The 23,785-nt window shown below is 66.0% G+C and carries 23 protein-coding genes, 1 tRNA gene, 3 pseudogenes and 1 other annotated feature; of the genes and pseudogenes, 15 read left to right on the forward strand and 12 right to left on the reverse strand.

Annotated features, from left to right (window positions below; genetic code table 11):
* The 8 genes and pseudogenes from KIT53_RS15965 to KIT53_RS16000 all read left to right on the forward strand — a co-directional run.
* A pseudogene (locus KIT53_RS15965) lies at nt 1-67 on the forward strand (F0F1 ATP synthase subunit C); the annotation flags it as partial.
* 130 nt (nt 68-197) lie between these two features.
* Nucleotides 198-668 carry a F0F1 ATP synthase subunit B gene (locus tag KIT53_RS15970; RefSeq protein ID WP_297754481.1) on the forward strand — a complete coding sequence of 157 codons (471 nt, stop codon included), beginning with the start codon at nt 198-200 and terminating at the stop codon, nt 666-668.
* Nucleotides 669-711: 43 nt separating this feature from the next.
* Nucleotides 712-1,242: a F0F1 ATP synthase subunit delta gene (locus KIT53_RS15975; protein WP_297754483.1), complete on the forward strand. Its 531-nt coding sequence runs from the start codon at nt 712-714 to the stop codon at nt 1,240-1,242.
* Between the two features lie 55 nt (nt 1,243-1,297).
* A complete protein-coding gene (gene atpA, locus KIT53_RS15980) occupies nt 1,298-2,860 on the forward strand; it encodes a F0F1 ATP synthase subunit alpha (protein WP_297754486.1) in 1,563 nt (520 codons plus the stop codon).
* Between the two features lie 31 nt (nt 2,861-2,891).
* Entirely contained in the window at nt 2,892-3,758 is an 867-nt protein-coding gene (gene atpG, locus KIT53_RS15985) for a F0F1 ATP synthase subunit gamma (RefSeq protein WP_297754489.1), read from the forward strand.
* Between the two features lie 44 nt (nt 3,759-3,802).
* Nucleotides 3,803-5,209, forward strand: a complete 1,407-nt coding sequence (gene atpD, locus KIT53_RS15990; RefSeq protein WP_297754492.1) for a F0F1 ATP synthase subunit beta — start codon at nt 3,803-3,805, stop codon at nt 5,207-5,209.
* A gap of 102 nt (nt 5,210-5,311) precedes the next feature.
* Nucleotides 5,312-5,728 (forward strand): F0F1 ATP synthase subunit epsilon, encoded by a 417-nt coding sequence (locus KIT53_RS15995; protein WP_297754495.1) that lies wholly within the window; start codon nt 5,312-5,314, stop codon nt 5,726-5,728.
* A gap of 128 nt (nt 5,729-5,856) precedes the next feature.
* Nucleotides 5,857-6,432 (forward strand): cyclic nucleotide-binding domain-containing protein, encoded by a 576-nt coding sequence (locus tag KIT53_RS16000; protein ID WP_297754498.1) that lies wholly within the window; start codon nt 5,857-5,859, stop codon nt 6,430-6,432.
* A 26-nt stretch (nt 6,433-6,458) separates the two neighbouring features.
* Here KIT53_RS16000 and KIT53_RS16005 read toward each other — a convergent pair whose 3' ends face one another.
* From KIT53_RS16005 to KIT53_RS16015, 3 genes are read right to left on the reverse strand one after another with little or no spacing between them, the layout of a single operon-like run.
* Complete coding sequence (locus KIT53_RS16005; RefSeq protein ID WP_297754500.1) at nt 6,459-6,986, reverse strand: TPM domain-containing protein; 528 nt, start codon at nt 6,984-6,986, stop codon at nt 6,459-6,461.
* A gap of 16 nt (nt 6,987-7,002) precedes the next feature.
* On the reverse strand, nt 7,003-7,962 hold the full coding sequence (locus KIT53_RS16010; protein ID WP_297754504.1) for a TPM domain-containing protein: 960 nt from the start codon (nt 7,960-7,962) through the stop codon (nt 7,003-7,005).
* A complete protein-coding gene (locus KIT53_RS16015; RefSeq protein WP_297754507.1) occupies nt 7,962-8,570 on the reverse strand; it encodes a LemA family protein in 609 nt (202 codons plus the stop codon). Before KIT53_RS16015 ends, KIT53_RS16010 begins: the two co-directional genes overlap by 1 nt.
* Before the next feature lie 122 nt (nt 8,571-8,692).
* Here KIT53_RS16015 and KIT53_RS16020 point away from each other — a divergent pair, with 122 nt between their 5' ends.
* Genes KIT53_RS16020 through KIT53_RS16030 form a run of 3 tightly spaced genes read left to right on the forward strand, consistent with a single transcriptional unit; the run spans nt 8,693 to nt 10,671 of the window.
* Nucleotides 8,693-9,130, forward strand: a complete 438-nt coding sequence (locus tag KIT53_RS16020) for a nuclear transport factor 2 family protein (protein ID WP_297754509.1) — start codon at nt 8,693-8,695, stop codon at nt 9,128-9,130.
* Nucleotides 9,127-10,125 carry an alpha/beta fold hydrolase gene (locus tag KIT53_RS16025; RefSeq protein WP_297754512.1) on the forward strand — a complete coding sequence of 333 codons (999 nt, stop codon included), beginning with the start codon at nt 9,127-9,129 and terminating at the stop codon, nt 10,123-10,125. The genes KIT53_RS16020 and KIT53_RS16025 overlap by 4 nt, the downstream gene beginning before the upstream one ends.
* A gap of 15 nt (nt 10,126-10,140) precedes the next feature.
* Entirely contained in the window at nt 10,141-10,671 is a 531-nt protein-coding gene (locus KIT53_RS16030; protein ID WP_297754515.1) for a DUF2946 family protein, read from the forward strand.
* 68 nt (nt 10,672-10,739) lie between these two features.
* Here the strand turns inward: KIT53_RS16030 and KIT53_RS16035 are convergent, their stop codons facing one another.
* Complete coding sequence (locus KIT53_RS16035) at nt 10,740-11,600, reverse strand: c-type cytochrome (protein ID WP_297754518.1); 861 nt, start codon at nt 11,598-11,600, stop codon at nt 10,740-10,742.
* Nucleotides 11,601-11,739: 139 nt separating this feature from the next.
* On the opposite strand from KIT53_RS16035, the gene KIT53_RS16040 reads away from it, so the two are divergent.
* Nucleotides 11,740-11,815 (forward strand) — tRNA-Arg (locus tag KIT53_RS16040).
* A 67-nt stretch (nt 11,816-11,882) separates the two neighbouring features.
* Nucleotides 11,883-13,113 (forward strand): annotated as a pseudogene (locus tag KIT53_RS16045) (IS3 family transposase).
* Nucleotides 12,164-12,280, forward strand: a sequence feature (AL1L pseudoknot). (Overlaps the previous pseudogene by 117 nt.)
* Before the next feature lie 52 nt (nt 13,114-13,165).
* Here KIT53_RS16045 and KIT53_RS16050 read toward each other — a convergent pair.
* Together KIT53_RS16050 and KIT53_RS16055 are read right to left on the reverse strand one after the other, a co-directional pair.
* On the reverse strand, nt 13,166-13,435 hold the full coding sequence (locus KIT53_RS16050; protein WP_297754521.1) for a MarR family transcriptional regulator: 270 nt from the start codon (nt 13,433-13,435) through the stop codon (nt 13,166-13,168).
* Nucleotides 13,436-13,931: 496 nt separating this feature from the next.
* Nucleotides 13,932-14,618 (reverse strand): annotated as a pseudogene (locus KIT53_RS16055) (urocanate hydratase); the annotation flags it as partial.
* Nucleotides 14,619-14,785: 167 nt separating this feature from the next.
* Here KIT53_RS16055 and hutC point away from each other — a divergent pair.
* The gene (gene hutC / locus KIT53_RS16060; RefSeq protein WP_297754524.1) at nt 14,786-15,493 is read left to right on the forward strand and encodes a histidine utilization repressor; all 708 of its coding nucleotides are present in this window, start codon (nt 14,786-14,788) and stop codon (nt 15,491-15,493) included.
* Between the two features lie 17 nt (nt 15,494-15,510).
* On the opposite strand, the gene KIT53_RS16065 is transcribed toward hutC, so the two are convergent.
* Both KIT53_RS16065 and KIT53_RS16070 read right to left on the reverse strand, forming a co-directional pair.
* A complete protein-coding gene (locus KIT53_RS16065) occupies nt 15,511-17,325 on the reverse strand; it encodes an ATP-binding protein (protein ID WP_297754526.1) in 1,815 nt (604 codons plus the stop codon).
* 75 nt (nt 17,326-17,400) lie between these two features.
* Nucleotides 17,401-18,405, reverse strand: a complete 1,005-nt coding sequence (locus tag KIT53_RS16070; RefSeq protein ID WP_297754529.1) for a LysR family transcriptional regulator — start codon at nt 18,403-18,405, stop codon at nt 17,401-17,403.
* A 207-nt stretch (nt 18,406-18,612) separates the two neighbouring features.
* Here KIT53_RS16070 and KIT53_RS16075 point away from each other — a divergent pair, with 207 nt between their 5' ends.
* Nucleotides 18,613-19,818: a multidrug effflux MFS transporter gene (locus KIT53_RS16075; RefSeq protein ID WP_297754532.1), complete on the forward strand. Its 1,206-nt coding sequence runs from the start codon at nt 18,613-18,615 to the stop codon at nt 19,816-19,818.
* 8 nt (nt 19,819-19,826) lie between these two features.
* Here KIT53_RS16075 and KIT53_RS16080 read toward each other — a convergent pair whose 3' ends face one another.
* The 4 genes from KIT53_RS16080 to KIT53_RS16095 are packed head-to-tail and all read right to left on the reverse strand — an operon-like array spanning nt 19,827 to nt 23,783.
* Entirely contained in the window at nt 19,827-20,267 is a 441-nt protein-coding gene (locus tag KIT53_RS16080; RefSeq protein ID WP_297754534.1) for a hypothetical protein, read from the reverse strand.
* A complete protein-coding gene (locus KIT53_RS16085; RefSeq protein ID WP_297754537.1) occupies nt 20,264-20,737 on the reverse strand; it encodes an acyl-CoA thioesterase in 474 nt (157 codons plus the stop codon). Before KIT53_RS16085 ends, KIT53_RS16080 begins: the two co-directional genes overlap by 4 nt.
* Before the next feature lie 11 nt (nt 20,738-20,748).
* Entirely contained in the window at nt 20,749-22,419 is a 1,671-nt protein-coding gene (locus tag KIT53_RS16090; RefSeq protein WP_297754540.1) for a SulP family inorganic anion transporter, read from the reverse strand.
* Nucleotides 22,420-22,451: 32 nt separating this feature from the next.
* Nucleotides 22,452-23,783, reverse strand: coding sequence for a sulfatase-like hydrolase/transferase (locus KIT53_RS16095; protein WP_297754542.1), 1,332 nt, complete (start codon nt 23,781-23,783; stop codon nt 22,452-22,454).
* Nucleotides 23,784-23,785: the final 2 nt, after the last annotated feature.

Genomic DNA, 23,785 nt, shown 5'->3' on the forward strand with positions numbered 1-23,785 from the left:
GGCCTTCCTGATCGGTGTGGCCATCGCGCTGCTGTTCGCCTTCGCCAACCCCTTCACGCTGGCTTGATCATCGGTCTTGCTGCCGCGCAGCGGCGCCTCTGCGGACTGGCCGACGATCGCCAGGCCGCCCATAGGCCATACGCTGACGCTGCAGCAGGTACGTCTCACCTCCTGTCCCTACACAGAAAGGCGTTGCGATGAATATCAATGCAACCCTCTTCGCGCAGATCATCGTCTTCGCGATCCTGGTGTGGTTCACGATGAAGTTCGTGTGGCCCCCGATCGCCAAGGCACTGGATGAACGTGCGCTGAAGATCTCCGAAGGTCTAGCCTCCGCCGAGAAGGCCAAGTCCGAACTGGCCTTGGCCAACAAGCGGGTCGAAGCCGAGTTGAGCCAGTCGCGCAACGAGTCTGCCACCCGTCTGGCCGACGCCGAGCGCCGTGCCCAGGCCCTGATCGAGGAAGCCAAGGCGCGTGCCAACGACGAGGCCGCCAAGATCGTGGCAGCCGCGCGCCAGGATGCCGAGCAGCAGGTCGTCAAGGCCCGCGAGGCCTTGCGTGAGCAAGTGGCCGTTCTCGCCGTCAAGGGTGCGGAGCAGATCCTGCGTCACGAAATTGACGCCAGTGTCCACGCCGAGTTGCTGGGTCGCCTCAAGACCGAGCTCTGATCGCACAGCCCGACGCCACCGAACCGGCAATCAAAGGTAAACCATGGCCGAAATCGCCACCATTGCACGCCCTTACGCGGAAGCGCTGTTCAAGGCCGCGGGGTCAGACGTCGCCGGCACCGCCGCCTGGCTTGACGAGCTGGCAGCCGTGGCGGGCAACGACCAGTTGCGCCAGTTCGCCGACAACCCCAAGACCTCGCCCGACCAGGTGGTGGCGCTCATCACCGGGGTGCTCAAGACCAGCCTGTCGCCCAAGGCGCAGAACTTCCTGCGCGCCGTGCTCGACAACGGCCGCCTGGAAGCGTTGCCCGAGATCGCCAGCCAGTTCCGTGCGCTCAAGAACGCGCAACTGGGCTCGTACGACGCAACGGTCTACAGCGCCTTTCGCGTGGAAGATGACGTTCTCGCCGATCTTTCCGGTGTATTGGAGAAGCGTTTTGGCCGCAAGCTCAACCTCAAGGTGGAACTGCAGCCCGAGCTGATCGGTGGCATCCGCGTGGTGGTGGGTGACGAGGTGCTGGACACCTCGGTCAAAGCCCGTCTGGAACAAATGAAAGTTGCCCTGACCGCCTGATGGCGGTCATTCTGGGCGCGCCCTGCACATCATTTAACGAAAGAAGGAAAGAGTCATGCAGCTCAATCCCGCTGAAATCTCCGAACTGATCAAGTCCCGCATCGAGGGGCTGGGCGCATCCAGCGATGTGCGCAACCAGGGCACCGTGGTGTCGGTGACCGACGGTATCGTCCGCGTTCACGGCCTGTCCGACGTGATGCAGGGCGAAATGCTGGAATTTCCGGCCAACAAGGACGGCGTGCCGTCCTTTGGTCTGGCCCTGAACCTGGAACGCGACTCCGTGGGCGCCGTGATTCTGGGCGAGTACGAGCACATCTCCGAAGGCAACACCGTCAAGTGCACGGGCCGCATTCTGGAAGTGCCGGTCGGTCCCGAACTGGTGGGCCGTGTGGTCAATGCGCTGGGCCAGCCCATTGACGGCAAAGGCCCGGTCAACGCCAAGCTGACCGACGTGATCGAGAAGGTCGCTCCGGGCGTGATCGCTCGCAAATCGGTGGACCAGCCGGTTCAGACCGGCCTGAAGTCGATCGACTCCATGGTGCCCGTCGGCCGTGGCCAGCGCGAGCTGATCATCGGCGACCGCCAGACCGGCAAGACGGCGGTGGCGATCGACGCCATCATCAACCAGAAGGGTCAGAACATGACCTGCGTGTACGTCGCCATTGGCCAGAAGGCGTCGTCCATCAAGAACGTGGTGCGCGCCCTGGAGCAGGCCGGTGCGATGGACTACACCATCGTCGTGGCCGCCTCGGCTTCCGAATCCGCCGCCATGCAGTACCTGTCGGCCTACTCCGGCTGCACCATGGGCGAGTACTTCCGCGATCGCGGCCAGGACGCGCTGATCGTTTATGACGATCTGTCCAAGCAGGCCGTTGCTTACCGCCAGGTCTCGCTGCTGCTGCGCCGCCCGCCGGGCCGCGAAGCCTACCCGGGCGACGTGTTCTACCTCCACAGCCGCCTGCTGGAGCGCGCAGCCCGCGTGAACGCGGACTACGTCGAAGCCTTCACCAAGGGTGAAGTCAAGGGCAAGACCGGTTCACTGACCGCGCTGCCCATCATCGAAACGCAGGCCGGCGACGTGTCCGCCTTCGTGCCGACCAACGTGATCTCGATCACCGACGGCCAGATCTTCCTGGAAACCAACCTGTTCAACGCCGGTATCCGTCCCGCCATCAACGCCGGTATCTCCGTGTCGCGCGTCGGTGGCGCGGCCCAGACCGATCTGATCAAGAAGCAGTCCGGCGGTATCCGTACCGACCTGGCGCAGTACCGTGAACTGGCCGCTTTCGCGCAGTTCGCCTCTGACCTCGACGAAGCCACCCGCAAGCAGCTCGACCGTGGCGCCCGTGTGACGGAGTTGCTCAAGCAGGCCCAGTACGCACCGCTGTCCATCAGCCTGATGGCTGCTTCCCTGTTCGCCGTGAACAAGGGCTACCTGGACGATGTGGATGTCAAGAAGGTGCTGCCTTTCGAGGCCGGTCTGCACGCTTTCCTGAAGGACAAGCACGCCGCCCTGCTGCAGAAGATGGAAAGCGGGAAGGCGTTGGACAAGGACAAGGAAGCCGAGGCCCAACTGGCGGCCGCCATCGCGGATTTCAAGAAGACCGGCACCTACTGACCCGGCCCATTGACTTCTTAAAGGAAACACAATGGCAGCAGGCAAGGAAATACGCGGCAAGATCAAATCGGTGGAGAACACCAAGAAGATCACCAAAGCCATGGAAATGGTCGCCGCTTCCAAGATGCGCAAGGCGCAGGATCGCATGCGGTCCGCGCGTCCTTATGCCGAGAAGGTGCGCCAGATCGCTGGCAACCTGAGCCGGGCCAATCCGGAATACACGCACCCGTTCATGCAGATCAACGATGCCAAGACCGCTGGTTTTGTCGTCGTCACGACCGACAAGGGGCTGTGCGGTGGTCTCAACACCAACGTGTTGCGTGCGGTCACGACCCAGCTCAAGGAACTGCAGGGGCAGGGCGTGAATGCCGAGGTGGTTGCCGTCGGCAACAAGGGCCTGGGCTTCATGAACCGCATTGGCGCCAAGGTGGTGTCCAGCGTGACCGGGTTGGGCGACACGCCCCACCTGGAAAAGCTGATCGGCCCCGTCAAGGTGCTGCTTGACGCGTACACCGAAGGCCGCATCAACGCGGTCTACATCGCCTACACCAAGTTCATCAACACGATGAAGCAGGAGTCGGTGATCGAGCAACTGCTGCCACTGAGCGCTGGAACCCTGCAGGAAAATGCGGGTGGCCGGGACTGGGACTACATCTACGAACCCGATGCAGCCACCGTCATCGACGAACTGTTGCTGCGCTATGTGGAAGCCCAGGTGTACCAGGCGGTCGCAGAGAACATGGCGTCCGAGCAGTCCGCCCGCATGGTGGCCATGAAAGCCGCCACCGACAACGCTGGCAGCGTCATCGGCGAACTTAAGCTGGTCTACAACAAGACCCGTCAGGCCGCGATCACGAAAGAGCTTTCGGAAATCGTCGCCGGCGCCGCCGCAGTCTGAAGCAGCCGTTCAACCGAATCCAGAGAAAACAGAAGGTACCCATCATGTCTCAAGTACAAGGCAAGATCGTCCAGTGCATCGGCGCCGTCGTGGACGTGGAATTTCCGCGCGACCAGATGCCGCGCGTGTATGACGCACTGAAAATGGAAGGCTCCAGCCTGACGCTGGAAGTCCAGCAGCAGTTGGGTGACGGCGTGGTCCGGACCATTGCGCTGGGCTCGTCCGACGGCCTGCGCCGCGGCATGGTGGTGAGCAACACCAGTGCTCCCATCACCGTGCCCGTGGGCAAGGCCACCCTGGGCCGCATCATGGACGTGCTGGGCGCGCCCATCGACGAGCGCGGTCCTGTCGACCAGACGCTGACGGCGTCCATCCACCGCAAGGCCCCGGCCTACGACGAGCTGTCTCCTTCCCAGGAACTGCTCGAAACCGGCATCAAGGTGATCGACCTGGTGTGCCCGTTCGCCAAGGGCGGCAAGGTGGGCCTGTTCGGTGGTGCCGGCGTGGGCAAGACCGTGAACATGATGGAACTCATCAACAACATCGCCAAGGCACACAGTGGTCTGTCGGTGTTCGCCGGCGTGGGTGAGCGCACCCGTGAAGGCAACGACTTCTACCACGAGATGGCCGACTCCGGCGTCGTGAACCTGGAGAAGCTCGAAGACTCGAAAGTGGCCATGGTCTACGGCCAGATGAACGAGCCCCCGGGCAACCGTCTGCGCGTGGCCCTGACCGGCCTGACCATCGCCGAGTCGTTCCGCGACGAAGGCCGCGACGTGCTGTTCTTCGTGGACAACATCTACCGCTACACGCTGGCCGGTACCGAAGTGTCCGCCCTGCTGGGCCGCATGCCCTCCGCCGTGGGCTACCAGCCGACGCTGGCCGAGGAAATGGGCCGCCTGCAAGAGCGCATCACCTCCACCAAGGTCGGTTCCATCACCTCCATCCAGGCCGTGTACGTGCCGGCCGATGACTTGACCGATCCGTCGCCTGCCACCACCTTCGCCCACCTGGACTCCACCGTGGTGCTGAGCCGTGACATCGCCGCCCTGGGCATCTACCCCGCCGTGGACCCGCTGGACTCCACCAGCCGCCAGCTCGACCCGCTGGTGGTGGGCCAAGACCACTACGAGACCGCCCGTGCCGTGCAAGGCACGCTGCAGCGCTACAAGGAACTGCGCGACATCATCGCCATCCTGGGCATGGACGAACTGGCACCGGAAGACAAGCTGGCCGTGGCCCGCGCCCGCAAGATCCAGCGTTTCCTGTCGCAGCCCTTCCACGTGGCCGAGGTGTTCACCGGCTCGCCCGGCAAGTACGTGCCGCTGGCTGAAACCATCCGTGGTTTCAAGATGATCACCGCTGGCGAGTGCGATCACCTGCCCGAGCAGGCGTTCTACATGGTCGGCACCATCGACGAAGCTTTTGAAAAGGCCAAGAAGGTCGCCTGATCGGCCAACGGTTCAGCGTCCGGCGTCGGGCGTTGAGTGGAAGAAGAGGCCTCTGGCCGCACAACTTCGCTCAATGCCCAACGCGCAACCCAAGGAAACACCATGAGTACCATCCGCGTCGATGTGGTCAGCGCCGAGGAGTCCATCTTCTCCGGCGACGCCAAATTCGTGGCGCTGCCGGGTGAAGCGGGTGAGCTGGGCATCCTGCCTGGCCACATTCCACTGATCACCCGCATCAAGCCCGGCCCCGTTCGCATCGAGAAGGCCGACGGTGGCGAAGAGTTCGTGTTCGTGGCTGGTGGCATTCTGGAAGTCCAGCCCCACCACATCACGGTTCTGTCCGACACCGCCATTCGCGGCCACGACCTGGACGAGGCCAAGGCCACCGAGGCACGCCGTCAGGCGGAGGAAGCCGTCAAGAATGCCCAGAGCGATCTCGATCTGGCCAAGGCGACTTCCGAGCTGGCCGTCATGGCGGCGCAAATCGCGGCGCTGCGCAAATACCGCCAGAAGAAATGAGTGACGGCAGGGCATGCGCCCTGGCTCACAGAAAGACCGGCCCTGTGCCGGTCTTTTTTTGTCGGTCTTCCCGGACGGGCTGTCGATGAGGCGCATATGATGACGTTACAAAAAGTCGGGAGTGACTGATGTCATCGATATTTGAGAGCCCGGATCTGGCGCCCGAGGAGGTCGCAGCGCGCCTGCTGGTCACCTCTTCGGCATTGGCCGATCTGACCCTGGGCGACGCGCTGAAGATCGTTGGCTATATGCGGCCCAAGCTGATCAAGGCAGGCACGGTGATCATCCAGGAAGGTGAGGTCAGGCAGAACGACTACATGCTGCTCGTGCTGGAAGGGGACATCGCCGTGGAGAACGAACTGCCCGGCTTGCACGAGAACATGGTGGTGAACATCATGGGGCCAGGCCACCTCATTGGCGAAATGGGCGTGCTCGACGGCGCACCACGTTCAGCCACCTGCACCGCCAACACCGACATTGCGGCCGCCGTGCTTTCACGCACGGCGCTCATGCGCCTGCTCAAGGAAGATCCCAAGCTGGGTTCGCGCTTGCTGCTCGCCATCTCCAAGCGCATGGCCGATCGTCTGCGCGAGACCACCCGCAAGCTCAAGACCTTCGCGCAGATGAACCGGGCCTTGCAGCAGGAACTCAACGTCGCGCTCAACAACAACCGCACCGGGCTGTTCAAACGCAAGCCGCCCTGAATGCTGGCCTGCGCGGCGTTGCAGGCCTAACAGCGCACCACGGCATTGGGCAATTCATTCACGTGCGTGGCGTCCTCCTGTGCAGGGAAATGGGCCACCAGCAGCGCGGACACCTCTTCCAACGCTGCGGTAAGGCCATCCTCAAAGGCGTTCTCGCGCAGGCGTGCACCGAGCCTGTCGACAATGGCCTGCCATTCGCTGGCCCCGACGCGACGGGCCAGAGCCCGGTCGGCCACGAACTCGATGGCGTGTTCGGCCAGCAGCACATAGATGAGCACGCCGTTGTTGTGCTCGGTGTCCCAGATGCGCAAGCGGCCGAACCAGGTGAGGGCGCGCTCTCGCACCACCGCCTGCACCGAATGTCCAGGTCGGATGCGCCAGAGGTAGCTCGTGGGCAGCGATGCTTCCACGCACAGACGTACCTCGCCGGTATGGCGGCTCTCGCTGGCTGCCACACGGCGAGCCAGCCGCTCCGCCATGTCGTCGGGTACGGCTCGGTGGCTGTCGGCCCGGTCGAACCAGCGGTGCTTGAGGAGGCGGATGAGTGGGTTCATGCGAGCATCTCTTTCATCACCATCCACCCGAGGCGCCGCCGCCACCGAAGTTGCCGCCCCCTCCTGAACCGAAGCCGCCGCCTCCCAGGCCACCGCCGCCCCGACCACCTCCACCCCAGCCGCCGCCAGGCCCTCCCCAGTGGCCTCCGCCGCGCCGTCCGGAAGATGGCGTCGACGCCGGCATGAACTGCATGAAGAGCGCCGCGAGCATGCCGATGAGACCGGCGCCGATGGCGATCCAGAGCACCGATGTCAGCGACCAGGCCAAGCCCCCCGCGCCGAGCCCGGTGAGCAAGGTGCCCAGCTTGTTGCCAAACATCTGGCGCAGCGCCAGCGAGATGAAGGGCACGGCGAACACCATGAAGATCACCAGATCCATCCACTCGAAGCCCCCGCTGCGGTTCCCGGACCCGCTATCTGCGGCAGGCAAGGGCAAGTCCTCGCCGCGGATGCGCGCCAGAATCTGGTCCACGCCCGCCTGAATGCCGCCCGCATAGTCGCCACGGCGGAACGCCGGTGCGACGGCCTGGTCCAGGATGCGGCGGGCCATGAGATCGGGAATGGCTCCTTCGAGCGTCTTCGCGGGCGCGATGCGCATGCGCCGGTCGTCCTTGGCGATCACGAACAGCACGCCATCGCCAACGTCGCGGCGGCCGATCTTCCAGGCGTCGCCAAGGCGCTGCGTGTAGTCGGCGATGTCTTCCGGTGCCGTCGTCGGCACCATGACCACCACCACCTGGCTGCCGCGGCTCTGCTCGAACGCGGCGAGGCGCTCCTCGAGCGCGGCCTTGGCGGGCGCGTCGAGTGTGCCGGTCTGGTCGATCACGCGCGCGTCCAGCTCGGGGACCGGCAACAAGCCCTGGGCGTGGCTGGCAAAGGCCCAGAACGCGAGCGCTGACGCAGCCAGCAGGTTGAGCAGCCACGCTGTGAGCGCACCCGCGCGCGCTGGCTTCGGGCGGCGGGCGTTGAAGCCCATTATTTCTTCTCGAAGTCCACCGTCGGTGGTGCCGAGATGGCGGCCTCGTTGGCCACCTGGAAGTTGGCCTTGGGCTGGTAGCCAAACACCATGGCAGTCAGGTTGGTGGGAAAGCTGCGCGCCAGCACGTTGTACTCCTGCACGGTCTGGATATAGCGGTTGCGCGCCACGGTGATCCTGTTCTCGGTGCCTTCGAGTTGAACGCGCAGGTCGCTGAAGCCCTGGTTGGCCTTGAGGTTCGGGTACTGCTCCACCACCACCATGAGGCGGCTCAGCGCGCTGCCGAGCTCGCCCTGGGCGGCCTGGAACTGCTGCATGGCTGCGGGGTTGTTGACCATCTCCGGGGTGACCTGGATGGCCGTGGCCTTGGAACGCGCCTCGATCACGCGTGTCAGCGTTTCCTGCTCGAAGTTCGCTTCACCCTTGACCGTGGCCACGATGTTCGGAATCAGGTCGGCGCGACGCTGGTACTGGTTCAGCACCTCGGACCAGGCCGAACGGCTCTGTTCGTCCAGACGCTGGAAATCGTTGTAGCCGCAGCCACTGAGCGTTGCCGCCAGCAGCAGGGCGGTCATCCAGGTGCCAATGGATCGGTAGGAAAGTTGCATGAAACCTCCACAGGCCGGTGTGGCCATAGCGTTGCAGGGAACAGGGCATCTCAGCAGGAGCCCTGCGGCACTATACCCCCGCCACCCGCTTGGGCCTCGCCCGCGGCGGCACAATACCCGCCATGCGAAAACCCAAACTGCCCCCCGGCTCCGCCGACGACACCGAGGCCGCCTTTTACGACGCGCTCCAGCACGCGGACCTGGACCGTCTGATGGCCTGCTGGGCCGACGACGAGGATGTGGTGTGCGTGCATCCGGGCGGTCCACGTCTGGTTGGGTATGCGGCAGTGCGGGCCGCTTTCGAAGGTTTGTTCACCAACGGCAGCGTGCAAGCCCACCCTGAAAAGGTACGCCGTCTTGACGCCGGCACCTGCAGTGTGCACAGCGTGGTCGAGCGCGTGACCATCATGACCGACGACGGGCCGCAGCAGGCGTGGGTCGTGGCGACCAATGTCTATACCAAGACCTCGCAGGGCTGGCGTCTGGTGGCGCACCATGCCAGCCCAGGCACCCGTGTGGAGCCGCCGGAAGTGCTCACCACCAAGCCGCTGCTGCATTGAACTCGCCCCCATTCTCCTACCGCCCGCCGTGGTGGTTGCCGGGCGGCAATGCGCAGACGATATGGGCCGCGCTGGCGAGCCGCCGCCATCTCGGCGAGGTGCCTCGCTGGCAGCGTGAGCGCTGGACCACGCCGGATGGAGACTTCATTGATGTCGACCGCACGGTTCACGCCGCGGCCGCGCAGGCCCCGCTGCTGGTTCTGTTCCATGGGCTGGAGGGCTCTTCTGCCAGCCAGTACGCCATTGCCTTCGCGGACTTCGCGGCCAAGCAAGGCCTGGTCTTGGCCGTGCCCCATTTTCGGGGATGCTCCGGCGAACTCAATCTGGCACCACGCGCCTACCACTCCGGCGACTTTGCCGAGGTGGATTGGATACTGCAGCGCTTTGCGGCCGACAACCCCGGTCGTCCCTTGCTGGCGGTGGGCGTTTCCCTGGGGGGCAATGCCCTGCTGCGCTGGGCAGGAGAAGTGGGGGAGGCGGCGGCAGGCCGCGTGCGTGCGGTGGCGGCGGTCTGCTCGCCGCTGGACCTGGCCGCCGGTGGGCATGCCATTGGCCGCGGCTTCAACCGCCAAATCTATACGCGCATGTTCATGCGCAGCATGGTCCCCAAAGCCCTGCTCAAACTGGCCCAGCATCCCGGCCTGTTCGACAAGGACACATTGCTCGCGGCCCGTGATCTCTATGAGTTCGACAATGTGTTCACTGCGCCACTCCACGGCTTTCGTGATGTCGACGACTACTGGCGGCGGGCTTCGGCGAAGCCGGTTCTGCAGAACATCCGTGTACCTGCGTTGGCACTCAACGCGCGCAACGACCCGTTTGTCCCGGCGTTTTCCCTGCCCGGCGCCTTGGAGAGCGGGAGCCATGTGACGCTGTGGCAGCCCGCACAGGGCGGGCATGTTGGCTTTCCCGTGTCGTCGGGCCTGTTGGGTGTGCCGGGCCATGTGTGCGCCATGCCCCAGGCTGTGGGACACTGGCTGCTCTCCCACGTCTGAGAAGAGCCGCGCAGCATGGACGACATCGTGAAGGCCGCCATGGCCAAATGGCCCCATGTGCCGCACTGCCATGGCTGGCTGGGCCTTGATGCGCGCGGCCAGTGGTACATGCGCGACGACCGTGTCCAGGGGGCGGGCCCATTCCCCCTGGCCAAAGGTTCGCTGCTGCGGCACGACAAGCTCATCGAGTTCATCCACCGCAACTATGCGGCCGACGCACAGGGCCAGTGGTACTTCCAGAACGGCCCGCAGCGCGTCTATGTCGAACTCGAATCCGCACCCTGGATCTGGCGCCTGCAGCCGGACGGGCGTGTGCTCAGCCACACCGGCCGCCCGGTAGCCGCCGTGCAGGACACCTTGCTTGACGAGGCGGGGCGTCTGTACCTCCACACCGACCTCGGCCTGGGCCTGGTGCACAGCGCCGACATGGCCCTGGCGGCCGACAGGGTGGAGGCCGGCTGCTGGATGCCCCAGGACGCGCGGTTCGAGGACCTGCCATCGCGGTTCGGTTTCGTGCTCAGTCCGCAAGCCCGCAACGCCGCCTGAGCCGCGGGCACAAAAAAGCCGGCCACGAGGACCGGCTGCTGTGCGGACATGAACCCCGCTGGGAAGGCCTACTTGGCGGCCTTCACCAAGTACTCGACGGCGGCATGAATGTCCGCATCCGAAGCGGCGGCTGCGGCGCCCTTGGGCGGCATGGCACCCTTGCCCTTGATGACGTTGGCCGTCATGGCATCGACACCCTGTGCGAGGCGAGGCGCCCAGGCTGCCTTGTCGCCGAACTTCGGCGCACCAGCCACGCCGGCGGCGTGGCACATGGCGCAGGATTGCTTGTACAGGGCTTCTCCAGCCGCGGCCGTGGACGCCGCTGCGGCAGGTGCCGCAGGGGCAGCAGCGGCGGGCGTCGCGGCAGCAGGTGCGGCGGCCACAGGTGCGGCAGCCTCGGCGGCCTTGGGTGCTTCGGCAGCGGGAGCAGCAGCAGCCGGAGCCTGCGGCACTTCGAACTTGGCGCCACCCGCATTGGCCATATGCACCACCGCGCGGCCCAGTTCCAGATCGGTGAATGCGCCACCGGACTGCGCGCCCATGGCGCCCTTGCCCTTGAGCACCGAATTCAACAGAGCGGCATAGCCCGTGGCGATGCGAGGGGCCCAGGCACTGGCGTCGCCAAACTTGGGCGCGCCGGCCAGCCCTGCACCGTGGCAGGTAACGCATTGGGCGGCATACACGGCTTCGCCCAACTGCGGAGGACGGTTGGCGTCGCGCAACTCCACCGTCCCCACGCGCTGAATGCGCTGTGCGGTGGCCAGTTCCTGGTCCACCGCGCCAGCGGCAGGCTTCTGGCCGGAGGTCACGAACTGCACGAGGCCGATGATGATGAAGACGGGGACGACGAACGCAAAGAAAGACGTCCACAGCAATTGGGTCGGCGTCTTGATCGGTCCGGTGTGTTCTTCGTGCGCGTGGTCGCTCATGGTGTCCTCAGGGGTGCGAAACGGTGCCGGGGCAGGAAAGGCCTCGCCGGTCGTGGGGCCGGCAAACAGCCCATGATTATAGCCAAGCCCCCTGGGGCCGAGCTTTCGCCGACCCCCGCCTGATAGAATGCGCGGCGTTGCGGCTGTAGCTCAGTGGATAGAGTATTGGCCTCCGAAGCCAAGGGTCGTGGGTTCGATCCCCGCCAGCCGCACCAGATCTCAGAAGACTCTTTGAACCGCCCCGGGTTTTGAGGAGGCTCTTTTCCCTGAGAGGATTGAGCCATGAGCAAGAAGTCGAACCAGTTTTCACCTGAGGTCCGCGAACGCGCTGTTCGCATGGTGCGCGAGCACCGTGGCGAGTACCCCTCGCTGTGGGCTGCCATCGAATCCATCGCGCCCAAGATCGGCTGCGTGCCCCAGACCCTCCACGAATGGGTCAAGCGTGACCAGATCGATACCGGCATGCGTGACGGCATCACGACATCCGAACATGAGCAGATGAAGGCGCTGGAGCGCGAGGTCAAAGAGCTGCGCAAGGCCAACGAGATCCTCAAGCTGGCCAGCGCGTTTTTCGCCCAGGCGGAGCTCGACCGCCGTCTGAAGTCCTGAAGGGCTTCATCGACCAGCATCGACAGGCCTACGGGGTCGAGTCGATCTGCAAGGTGTTGCAGGTCGCCCCGTCAGGCTATTGGCGCCACGCCGCCGAGCAGCGCAACCCCGAGCGACGTTGCGCCAGATCTCAACGCGACGATGCCTTGGTGCCGCACATCCAGCGCGTGTGGCACGCCAACATGCAGGTCTACGGCGCCGACAAGGTCTGGAAGCAGCTCAATCGCGAAGGCATCACGATTGCCCGCTGCACGGTAGAACGGCTGATGCGGCGCTTGGGTTTGCAGGGCGTGCGCCGTGGCAGGTGGTGCGCACCACCGTCAGCGACGCTCGGGCGCCATGCCCGCTGGACCGGGTCAACCGTGTGTTCCGAGCAGACCGTCCCAACCTGCTCTGGGTCTCGGACTTCACCTACGTCTCCACCTGGCAAGGCTGGCTGTATGTGGCCTTCGTGATCGACGTGTACGCACGGCGCATCGTGGGCTGGCGGGTGAGCAGTTCGATGCGCACGGACTTCGTGCTTGATGCGCTGGAGCAGGCGCTGTACGCCCGCCAGCCTGAGCGCGACGGCAGCCTGGTCTGTCACTCCGACAGGGGATCGCAATACGTCAGCATCCGCTACACCGAGCGACTGGCCGAGGCAGGCATCGAGCCCTCAGTGGGCAGCAAGGGCGACAGCTACGACAACGCCCTGGCCGAGACGATCAACGGGCTGTACAAGGCCGAATTGATCCACCGGCGGGCACCCTGGAAGACCAAGGAGTCGGTGGAGCTGGCCACCCTCGAATGGGTGTCATGGTTCAACCACCACCGGTTGCTTGAGCCCATCGGCTACATCCCGCCCGCCGAGGCTGAGGCAAACTACTACCGGCAATTCGCCAATCAGGCCGCAACGTCGACCTGACTTAAACCAACCGGCCTCCACGATTTCCGGGGCGGTTCATTCTTGCTCGCGTTCAATCGATGAGCTTGAGAAGGAGGCGGATCAGCACCTTCCGCTCCTCGGGCGCGAGCTTCGAAAGAGCATCGTTGCGAATATCCCAAGCGGCTTCGGCCACCTCTTCCAGTAGACGCTCGCCGGCACTGGTCACGTAGAGTGCACGCGCCCGTCGGTCCACTTCGTGCGGCTCGCGCGTCAACAGCTTCTTTTGCTCCAGGCGATCCAACACGCCGGTCAGAGTGGGGCGGTCGAAGGAGAGCAACTGAGCGATCCGCGTGGCGTCCACACCGGGTTCTTCCTTAGCCGCTACAAGAATGCCGAACTGCGACGCAGTGAGATTGAACGGCGCCAGATGTTGTGCGGCCACGGTGGTCGTGGCGTTGTACGCCCTTCTGAGCAACGCCACGGGCGAAGTCTGCAGGTCGCGAATCGAGATCAACTTCGTCACAGGTGAGCCGTGGTTGCTTTGTAGATGCAAATGATTCTAGCGACACGCATGTTGCGTCGAGCGCTCCACCGACTTGCGTGCGCGCTGTGCAATTTCTTGTTGCAGCGATTTGATTGTCATGAATATAATGTTTGTACGAAACAAATAAACATGGAGACAAGATCGTGAAGAGAAGCGAAAGGCCGGTCATCGTGGGCGTCGGGCAGATGAACGACGCGAGCACGCCCGTGGCGCAAGCGCGTTCACCCATGCAACTGATCGAAGCCGCCTGCCGCGCGGCCGAGCGCGATGCCGGCGTGTCGAGCTTGTTGAGCCAGGCGGATTCGATCACGGTCACCAGGGCCAGCGCTTCGTCGAGGTCGCGCGCCTGCTTGTCCACGTAGCGCGTGCGCAGGCGAAAGTCGATGCTGCTTTGCTGGCATTCGATGGTCAGGGACACCGCGCCCGCCAGCGTGGCGGCCAGCGGTTGCGCGCCACCCATGCCGCCGAGCCCTGCGGTGAGGATCCAGCGTCCACTCCAGTCGTTGCCGTAGTGCTGCCGCCCCGCTTCCACGAAGGTCTCGAAAGTACCCTGCACGATGCCCTGGCTGCCGATGTAGATCCAGCTGCCCGCGGTCATCTGGCCATACATGAACAGGCCCTTGCGGTCGAGTTCGTTGAAGTGGTCCCAGTTCGCCCACTTGGGTACCAGGTTGGCGTTGGCGATCAGGACGCGCGGCGCATGGGCATGTGTCTTGAACACACCGACCGGCTTGCCCGACTGCACCAACAGCGTTTCGTCCTCTTCCAGTTCGCGCAGCGACGCCAGGATCTGGTCAAAGCAGGCCCAGTCGCGCGCCGCACGCCCGATGCCGCCGTAGACCACCAGATGCTGGGGGTTCTCCGCCACCTCCGGGTCGAGGTTGTTCTGCAGCATCCGGTACGCGGCTTCTGCCACCCAGTTCTTGCACGCCAGATCGGGTCCGCGAGGGGCGCGGATGGTGCGGGTCGGGTCCAGGCGGGGGTCGGTGTTGGTGTTCATGGCTGTGGGGCGGTACGCCTTTGGTATTCGATGTGGGTTGAAATCTGTACAAATTCAGATGCGTTTGCCTAAGTCGTATATACATTATGGTGGCCGTCGGTCAGGTTCGTAAATACAATGGAGCGGCTATTTCACTGGTGAAAACCCTGGGTCCGAAAGGAGAGCCTTTGTCGACCAATCCCCGCGAGCCCGCCTACCAGCGGATCAAGGCCCATGTCCTGGCCCATATCCACAATGGTTTGTGGAAGGAGGGGGATCTCATCCCCGGGGAAGAAGCCCTGGCGCGCGAATTCGGCGTTTCCCGCATGACCGTCAACCGGGCCATTCGCGAGCTCAGCGATGAACAGACGGTGGAGCGGGTGCAGGGCTCAGGCACCTACGTGGCGCAGCAGAAGTACCAGTCCACGCTGGTGGCCATCCGCAACATTGCCGAGGAAATCGCGGCGCGCGGCCACGCGCACCGCAGCGACCTGCACCGCCTGGAGCGGGTCAAGGCAACGGACACCCTGGCGCACGAGTTTCACCTGCCGGTTGGCGACCCGCTGTTCCATTCGGTGGTGGTGCACCTGGAGAACGAAAAGCCGATCCAGGTGGAGGACCGCTACGTCAACCCGGCGGTGGCGCCGCACTACATGCAGCAGGATTTCTCCTGCCTCACGCCCAACGCCTACCTGATGCGCGTGGCGCCCTTGCAAGGCGTGCAGTTCTCGATCGAAGCCCGCCTGCCGCCTCCCGAGGTGCGCGAGATGTTGCACATGCCGCGCGAAGAGCCTTGCCTGTTGCTGCACCGCCAGACGCGCTCGATGGGACAGGTCGCCGCCGTCGCCACCATGTGGCACCCCGCGTCACGGTACCGTTTCACCGGCAGTTTTTAAGCCGCCCGTCGACCTGCTCAGGGCTGCTCCAGCATGGCGCCCAGCACCTCGCGCAGGCGCGCGGGGCGAAGGGGTTTGTGTTCAAGGCGGATCTGCTCGCTTCGGGCGCGTTGCTGGTGCGCCGGGTTGAGGTCACCGGTCAGCATCACCGCGGGCAGATGGTCCACGCCCATCCGTTGCCGCAGCGAGCCTATGGCGTCGAAGCCGGACTCGGGCAGGCTCAGGTGCAGGTCCGAGAGAATCAGCTTGGGGGTGATGTGCAGGCGATCCAGCAGTGCCAGCACTTCATGGGGCGTGGCACCTGCCACCGGCTGGCAGCCCCAGGTTCGCAACATCTCGCTCAAGCCCTCCAGGATCACGGGGTCGTTCTCGATGACGGCGACCACGCCGTGCAACGCCACCGCGTCGGCGATCTCGGGGGCTTGGGTCTTGCCTGCCAGCAGGCGTTCGCCGAGGTGAATGGAGAAACGGCTGCCCTCGCCGGGCATCGACTGTACCTCCAACGCATGGCCGAGGAGCGCCGCGCAGCGCCGCACGATGCCCAGGCCCAGGCCGATGCCGACGTCAAAGCGCAGGGACTGCGCATCGCTGGTCACGTAGTCCTTGAACACTTCGTCCAGCCGGTCGGCGGCTATGCCTGAGCCAGAGTCCTGCACGTGCAGAAAGACCTGGTCGTCGCGCTGCTCCACGTACACCCTGACCCAGCCCTTGTGGGTGTACTTGATGGCGTTGGACACCAGGTTGAAGAGCATGCGGTGCAGCAGGTGCGCGTCGGACCGCACCGACGCGGAGGTCTGGACAATGCGCAGCGTCAGGCCCTTGCGGCGTGCGATGGGGCCGAAGGTGCGCATCGTCTCGTCCAGCACCTCCTGCAAAGGGACGCTGCGCAGCGCCACGGGGAACTGGCCAGCGTCCATGCGCGTGAAATCCAGCAGATTGGTGAGCATCTCGGAGAGTGATTCCACGCAGTCCGTGGCCATGGTCAGCCGGCGTCGCAGGGTTTGTGGCTCCTGGGTGCGCCGCACGATTTCCATGAGCAGCCCCAAGGCGTGCACCGGTTGGCGCAGGTCATGGCTGGCGGCCGCCAGCAGAAGGGTCTTGGACTGTGCCATCTGCTCCAGGGTGGTGTTGCGTTTGGACAGTTCGCGGGCCAGATGCTGGTTGCGCAACTGCAACTCGAACTTCTCGCGCAGGCCGCGGTGGAAGTGGCGCGCCATCACGACGAAGAGGCCGGCGAGCACCGTCAGCGCCACGGCCATGAACGAGCCCAGCCAACCGCCCCAGGCCAACCAGGCGGCGCCGGTGAACAGCAGCATGGTCGAGACCAGGGCCACGAACTGGGGCATGGTCAACAGCCTGGGCGCGCCGGCGACCATGGTGGTCACCGCCACCGTCCACAGCAGGTGAATGCTGTTGGGCGACCCGGGGAAGGCAATGAACACGGCCGATCCCCACAGTCCGCCGAAGACCATGGACGTGACCACCAAGGTCCGGTGCCAGCTTCGAAGCCGCTCCTTTCGCTCCGCTTCGCTCCAGCTCGCATAGACGCGGTTCATGCGGTGGCGGGTCAGGATGTAGGTGGCGAAGCTGCCGGCCCACACCAGGCTCGGCAGCAGGGGAGAAAACGGCTGCATCAACGCAAACAGGGCGATCAGGACGATGGTGTAGGGAATGACCACACCCCTGGCGCCAGCCATGGACTGGTCGACGTCGAGGTATTCCAGGGCCGATTGCAGTTCTGCATCGGAAAGCCCCAGGCGGGCGACCGTGCTCTCGCCCCCCGGCCTGGCATCGGCGCCCCCGTCGTGGTTCGGACCTCTGGCTGCGGCCATGTCATCACCCCACTTCGTACGCCATCCTCTTCTGGTGCAGCCACTTCGTGCGGCCTTTTGTGCGACGGCGCGGTATCACCCCGGAAGCAATGTAGCGGAAATGCCGTCGTTGCGGAATGCGCGCGCCGGCGTCTTTTGGGACGAGGCGCCGTTCGGCGGGGGCCCATTCTGGGGACTGCGTTTGAGCGCAAGCCACAGGCGATCCACCGCTGGCTGGCAACGTCTGGAAGGGTCTGGGCGCAGGCGCAGCGCCGCCACATCAAGCGTGAGCTGCGGCCACGCGGGCACCGGCAGCAATCGGCCATCGTCCAGTTCGGGCTGCACGCACCGGGCGGGCAGGAACGCCACCCCCAGCCCGGCCTGGGTCAGGGCCTTGAGAACGGTGCAGTCGTCGGCGGTGGCGGCGGTCCGGATGGTCCGCTCCAGACCGCGCGTGGCCAGCGACTGGCGGATCGCGGTGTCGATCCCGGTGGACGGTGCATGCGCCAGATACGGTGTCGACGCCGCAGTGCCGTCCGCCATCCCATGCAGCGGCAGACCGTCCGGGCCGGGGCGCGAGCATGGCAGCAGGCGTTCCTGGCCCAATGGCCAGGCCTCCCAGCGCGGGTCCTGCGGCTCGGGAGCGCTGCCGGCCCAGCGCCAGGTCAGGAGCACGTCGAGGTCGCCCTGAACGAGGCCGGCCACATCCGCAGGTGGGCCATGCGCCAGGAGGCGGACGTTCAAGTTGCCGAGCAGGTTCTCCCGTTCCTGTATCCAGGCGGGCAGAAAGCCTTGAGCCAGCAGGTGCGGCGCCGCGATGCGCACCTCCTCGCGGCGTTCGCCGATGTGAGCCTCCAGCATGGCCTGCGTGCGCCGCACCCTGTTGGTCAGCGCGGGCGCGTCGGCCAGCAGGCGCTGACCCGCGGGCGTGAGCTGCAGCGGGTGGGCGACCCGGTCCACCAGCGTGGCCATCGCCCAGGATTCGAGGGCGCGGATGCGGCGCGAGAACGCGGGCTGGGTGATGCGCCGAAGTTGTGCCGCGCGGCTGAAGCTGCGTGTCTGCGCAAGCGTCATGAAGTCGATCAACCAGTCGGTCTGCATGGGAAGGCGGCGGCGTTGCGCGCAAGGTCCGCCAGCATAGTGCCGCGCGGCGCGGAGCAGGTCTCCTGTTCACCGGCTGCGAGCATGCAAGGCCCAGTCGGGGAAATCGGGTCACGCACGACGGGTATGGCCCCTCTGCCAGAATGCCGGTGCTGGATGACCCCACCTGCCGCGAGCGGGCGCCAGCCTTGACGACGGACCAGGCCCATGACTTCTGACGCTTCCGCCGCGCGCCCGTCGCACGGTCCCCTCATTGCCAACCTGCTGGCCCAGCTCGCCCTCGGTCTGGTGGTGATGACCATCTGCATCCCCTCCATGCAGGAATGGGGCGGCCAGTTCGGCGCCAGCCAGGCTGCGGTGCAGCTCACCTTCAGCGCCTACGTTGCGGCCTATGGCGGGCTGCAATTGCTGTATGGGCCGCTGTCGGACCGGCTGGGCCGCAAGCCGGTGCTGCTGTTCGGTATTGCGTTGACCGGCCTGGGCTCGGTACTCGGCGCGCTGGCCAGCGACCTCGCGCTGCTGACGGCGGCGCGTGTGCTGCAGGGTGCGGGCAGCGCCGCCGGCATGGTGGTTGGCCGGGCCATGGTGCAGGACCTGTTCCACGGACCCGAGCGCACCCGGGTGATGGCCTATGTCGGCATGGCCATGGGCCTGTGCCCGCCGCTGGCCACCATCATCGGTGGCCAGTTGCATGTGCGCCTGGGCTGGCAGGCCAACTTCGTGCTGGTGGCGGTGTTGTCGGCACTGCTGTTTGCCGCGGCGTGGCGCGGCCTGCCCGACCTGAGGCGCGAGCCACCGGCGCAGCAGGCGCACTGGCTGCGGGACATGTTGGCCGCCTACGCCCGCCTGGCGCGCGAGCCGGGGTTTCTGCTGTACGTGGCGATCCTGTCGATGACCACCGCAACCTTCTACGCCTTTCTGGCTGGCGCGCCCATTGTGCTCGGCAGCTATGGCGTGGGCCCGGACCGCATCGGCTACTACATCATGTGCGTGCCGCTGTCCTACATCGTGGGCAACTACCTGATCACCCACATGGCCAGCCGCGCGGGGGACCGCACCATGATGCGGCTGGGCCAGGCCAGCACCGTCAGCGGCCTGGTGCTGGTGCTGGTGCTGGGCCTCTCAGGCCTGGCCACGCCGCTGGCGTTCTCCCTGCCGCTGATCCTGGTGGGTCTGGGCCATGGCCTGCTGGTGCCGGCCGCGTTGGTGGGCACGGTGGGGCTGTTGCCCGCGCTGGCCGGCTCGGCCGCTGCGGTGGCCGGGCTGATGCAGCAGCTCATGGGGGCGGTCAGCGGCTATTCGGTGGGGCTGGTGCCGCACCATGGTGCGGTCAACCTGGGCTGGATCATGCTCGGCTTCACGCTGTGTGCGGTGAGCGCGCAACTGGTGCTGCATGCCCGCCAGCGCGGCTGAACACACCCCTACCGCCATTCCAGGTCGATCAGCTTCCAGTCGTCGCCCTCGCGCCGCCAGCGCAGCGTGATGGCATAGGGCTCCACCCGCTCGGGAATCAGACCCTGCGCGCCCGTCATCAGCACCTGGGCCTCGGTGGTGCCGGTGAGCGGCGTGTCCGGGTCCAGGCGGGTGTTGCGGGTGATGGCAACCACTTTCACGTTCGGGTAGCGCAGGAACAGCAGCGTCATGGTGCGCTGCGCCCATTCGCGATCGAGCTCACCCTGCGCACGGAACCGGGCGTGCAGCATGTCCATGACGGCGCTCGTCTTGCGGTTCTCCACGTGGTCTTGCAGCCGGTGCACGGCGGCCTCAAGCCTGGCCTGGGGATCGTCCTTGCCGCAGCCGGTCAATGCCAGCAAGGCGCCGGCCAAGCCCAGCGAAACGGATCGGCGGGTGTGGGCGCTCATCGGATGGCGGAGAAACGTTGTTCCATTTCCTGGCGCATGGCACGGCGCACCAACGCAGCCGCATGGCGGCGCTGTTCATCGGGCGTGCCGGGCTCCAGGCGCGGCACCGGCGTGGGCGTGCCTTGGGCATCGACCGCCACCATGGTGAAGAAGCAGCTGTTGACGTGGCGCTGTGCCTGGGTGCGGATGTTCTCCGCCAGCACCTTGATGCCCACCTCCATCGACGAGGTGCCCGTGTGGTTGACCGAGGCGAGGAAGGTCACCAGCTCGCCCACGTGGATGGGCTGGCGGAACATCACCTGGTCCACGCTGAGCGTGACCACGTAGGCGGCGGCGTAGCGGCTGGCGCAGGCGTAGGCCACTTGGTCGAGCAGCTTGAGGATGGTGCCGCCATGCACCTTGCCCGAGAAGTTGGCGGTGTCTGGCGTCATCAGCACGGTCATGCTGAGCTGGTGTCTGGGCAGTTCCATGGTGGGGTGGGTCAAGTCGGGTCGTCTGTCGCGGCACTGAGTGCGTCGGTCACGCGCAACGCATCGGCCTCGGTGCGGTAGAGGTGCAGCCTGGGGCTGTCGGTCAGGTGGCCGGCGGCGCGCAGCACCTGCTCCACGGGCAGCTTGATGCCCACCAGGTGCAGCTCGATGCGCCGGTCGTCCAGTTGCTCGCGCAGCCGGCCGAAGACCTCGGCGCCGGTGGCGTCTATCCAGTTGATCGGGTGCGCGATCAGCATGACGTGGCGCGTCGCTGGATGGGCGGCGATGTGCTCGGCGATCGCGCGCTCCAGGCCATTGGCCGTCGCGAAATCCAGCGCCGCGTCCATGCGCAGCGCGTACAGGTCGGGCGCCAGGGGCGGCAGTTTCCACAGGTGGCGGTCGCGCAGGCTGCCGTCCGGGTGCAGGCCCACTTCGATGATGCGCGGATGCAGGCGCAGGTAGAGGAAATGCGAAAGCGCCATCAGCACGCCGGCGAGCACGCCCCAGTACAGGCGCGGCGCGGCCAGTACCGTCACCGCGAAGGTGATGCCGGCAATCACGGCCTCCACGCGCGAGAGCCTCCACAGGTAGGTGAAGGCGCGCGGCTTGATCAGCCCGATCACCGCCACCAGCACAATGGCCGCCAGCACCGCCATGGGCACGTGGTGCAGCATGGGCACGAAGAACACCAGCGCCAGCAGCACCACCACCACCGAGAAGACGGTCGCCCAGCCGGTCCTGGCGCCGGCATACAGGTTCAGCGCCGAGCGCGAGAAGGAGGAACTGGTCGGGAAGGCGCCGGTCAGGCCCGAGGCCATCTTGGCCAGGCCCTGGCCGATCAGGTCCTGGTCCTGGTCCCAGCGTTGCCCGCGCTGCCCGTTGTCCACTTTCGCGCTGGAGGCGGTTTCCAAAAAACTCACCAGTGTGATCACCAGCGTGGGCACCACCAGATGGCCCAGTGTGGCCCAGCCCGGCCAACCGGGCCAGTACAGCGCAGGCAGGCCTTGCGGCAGCGCGCCGATGACCGTGCCCCCGCGTGCCTCGAAACCCAGGGCATAGCTGAGCGCCGCACTGACCACCACCACGGTGAGCACGGTCGGGAAGCCAGGGCGCCAGCGGCGCGCCAGCACCAGCAGCGCCAGGCTGCCCAGGCCGAAGGCCATGGACGGCCAGTGGATGCGGGGCTGCGTCAGCAGCGCGTCCCAGGCCGCGAAGCCCAGCAGCGCGGGCAGTTGCGAGGCGATGATCAGCACCGCCGCCGCCTGCGTGAAGGCCATGAGCACCGGCGAATTCACCAGATTGAGCAGCCAGCCAAAGCGTGCGAAGCCCAGCGCGATCTGCAGCAGGCCCGAGAGCAGGGCCAGCCAGACCGCCAGCGTGATCCACTGCGCGCTGCCCGGCTCGGCCAGACCTGAGAGGGATGCGCTCACCAGCAGGCAGGTCAGCGCGGTGGGTCCCACCGAAAGGCGTGGCGAGGCGCTGAACAGCACCGCGATCAGCGCCGGTAGCAGCGAGGCGTAGATGCCGGTGATCAGCGGCATGCCCGCCAGAGCGGCATAGGCCACGCCCTGCGGAATCACCATCAGCCCCACCGTCAGGCCTGCCATGGCCTCGCCACGCAGCAGGGCGGCATCGGGGCGGGGCCAGGAGAGGAAGGGAAGCAGCCGGGTTGCGCGGGACATGGCTGGATCGTACCCGCTGTCCAAGGCGGGGGTCAGCGCTGCGGCATGTCCTTGGCCGAATAGCCGAGGCTGACGGTGGCGTCGGCCGGGATCGGCGGGACGCTGTCGTTCCAGGCCAGCCATTGCGCGCGCATGCGTTCGAGGCGCCCGGGTTCGCGGCTGGCCAGGTTGGCGCGTTCGCGTTCGTCCTTCTGCACGTTGAACAGGTACTCGTGGCCATCCACCTGCAGGTACTTCCAGTCGCCTTCGCGCAGCGCGCGCTGGTTGCGGTGGTTCATGCGCCAGTACAGCGGCCGTTCGAAGCGGTGCGCCGCCGGGTCGCGCAGCACCTGCAGCAGGCTCACGCCGTCCAGTGGCCAGTCGGGATGGGCCTGGCCGCCGCCGGCTTCCAGCATCGTGGCGGACCAGTCCATGGTCATGCAGTGCTGCGCGCTGGTGGTGCCGGCGGGAATGACGGCGGGCCAGTGGGCGATCCAGGGCACGCGGATGCCGCCTTCGGTGAGGTCCATCTTGCCGCCCACCAGCGGCCAGTTGTCCGAAAAGCGCTCGCCGCCGTTGTCGCTGGTGAAGACCACCAGCGTGTTCTCGTCCAGGCCCTCTTCGCGCAGCGCCGCCATCAGGTGGCCTATGCCTTCGTCCATGTGGTGGATCATGCGGCGGTAGGTCTGCACGTCGCCGCCGTGCAGATGGAACAGGTTCTTCGCCACGTCGCCGGCCACGTGCGCGTCGTCGCGCGTTTCCCAGGGCCAGTGCGGCGCGGTGTAGTGCAGGCTCAGCAGAAACGGCTTGCCCGCCCGCGCGTCCGCCGCGCGCCGGTGCACGTGGTCCACCGCGCGCTGCGAAAGCACATCGGTGAGGTAGCCCACCTCGTGGTGTTCCTCCTCGTCGATGTAGAGGTCGTGGTCGCCGGTGGAGGTGCAGTGGGTGAAGTAGTCCACGCCGCCGGCCATGATGCCGAAGAACTCGTCGTACCCTGATCGGCGTGGCCCGAACGCGGGCGGGTAGCCCAGGTGCCATTTGCCGATCAAGGCCGTGTGGTAGCCGGCTTGTTTGAGCAGCGAGGGCAGGGTGGGCACTTCCGCCGGCAGGCCCAGCGTGGTGCTGCCCTTGCTGCGGCTGTTGATCGGTTCCTCCATCGCGCCCCGCAGGCGGTACTGGTAGCGCATGGTGATGAGTGCGAAGCGCGTGGGCGAGCACACGGGCGAATTCGCGTAGCCCTGCGTGAACTTCACACCGCCTGCGGCAAGGCGGTCGATGTTCGGCGAGACCGGGCCGAAGTCCGCCGCGCGGCCACCGTAGCAGCCCAGGTCGGCATAGCCCAGGTCATCGCAGACGATGTAGATGAGATTGGGGCGTTGCGGCATGC

This window comes from Hydrogenophaga sp. (assembly GCF_026125785.1).
GTDB lineage: Bacteria > Pseudomonadota > Gammaproteobacteria > Burkholderiales > Burkholderiaceae_C > Hydrogenophaga.

Coding starts and splice junctions, on each gene's coding strand:
- KIT53_RS15970 (WP_297754481.1), top strand. CDS start 198: ATGAATATCAATGCAACCCTCTTCGCGCAGATCATCGTCTTCGCGATC.
- KIT53_RS15975 (WP_297754483.1), top strand. CDS start 712: ATGGCCGAAATCGCCACCATTGCACGCCCTTACGCGGAAGCGCTGTTC.
- atpA (WP_297754486.1), top strand. CDS start 1,298: ATGCAGCTCAATCCCGCTGAAATCTCCGAACTGATCAAGTCCCGCATC.
- atpG (WP_297754489.1), top strand. CDS start 2,892: ATGGCAGCAGGCAAGGAAATACGCGGCAAGATCAAATCGGTGGAGAAC.
- atpD (WP_297754492.1), top strand. CDS start 3,803: ATGTCTCAAGTACAAGGCAAGATCGTCCAGTGCATCGGCGCCGTCGTG.
- KIT53_RS15995 (WP_297754495.1), top strand. CDS start 5,312: ATGAGTACCATCCGCGTCGATGTGGTCAGCGCCGAGGAGTCCATCTTC.
- KIT53_RS16000 (WP_297754498.1), top strand. CDS start 5,857: ATGTCATCGATATTTGAGAGCCCGGATCTGGCGCCCGAGGAGGTCGCA.
- KIT53_RS16005 (WP_297754500.1), bottom strand. CDS start 6,986: ATGAACCCACTCATCCGCCTCCTCAAGCACCGCTGGTTCGACCGGGCC.
- KIT53_RS16010 (WP_297754504.1), bottom strand. CDS start 7,962: ATGGGCTTCAACGCCCGCCGCCCGAAGCCAGCGCGCGCGGGTGCGCTC.
- KIT53_RS16015 (WP_297754507.1), bottom strand. CDS start 8,570: ATGCAACTTTCCTACCGATCCATTGGCACCTGGATGACCGCCCTGCTG.
- KIT53_RS16020 (WP_297754509.1), top strand. CDS start 8,693: ATGCGAAAACCCAAACTGCCCCCCGGCTCCGCCGACGACACCGAGGCC.
- KIT53_RS16030 (WP_297754515.1), top strand. CDS start 10,141: ATGGACGACATCGTGAAGGCCGCCATGGCCAAATGGCCCCATGTGCCG.
- KIT53_RS16035 (WP_297754518.1), bottom strand. CDS start 11,600: ATGAGCGACCACGCGCACGAAGAACACACCGGACCGATCAAGACGCCG.
- KIT53_RS16065 (WP_297754526.1), bottom strand. CDS start 17,325: ATGGCCGCAGCCAGAGGTCCGAACCACGACGGGGGCGCCGATGCCAGG.
- KIT53_RS16070 (WP_297754529.1), bottom strand. CDS start 18,405: ATGCAGACCGACTGGTTGATCGACTTCATGACGCTTGCGCAGACACGC.
- KIT53_RS16075 (WP_297754532.1), top strand. CDS start 18,613: ATGACTTCTGACGCTTCCGCCGCGCGCCCGTCGCACGGTCCCCTCATT.
- KIT53_RS16080 (WP_297754534.1), bottom strand. CDS start 20,267: ATGAGCGCCCACACCCGCCGATCCGTTTCGCTGGGCTTGGCCGGCGCC.
- KIT53_RS16085 (WP_297754537.1), bottom strand. CDS start 20,737: ATGGAACTGCCCAGACACCAGCTCAGCATGACCGTGCTGATGACGCCA.
- KIT53_RS16090 (WP_297754540.1), bottom strand. CDS start 22,419: ATGTCCCGCGCAACCCGGCTGCTTCCCTTCCTCTCCTGGCCCCGCCCC.
- KIT53_RS16095 (WP_297754542.1), bottom strand. CDS start 23,783: ATGCCGCAACGCCCCAATCTCATCTACATCGTCTGCGATGACCTGGGC.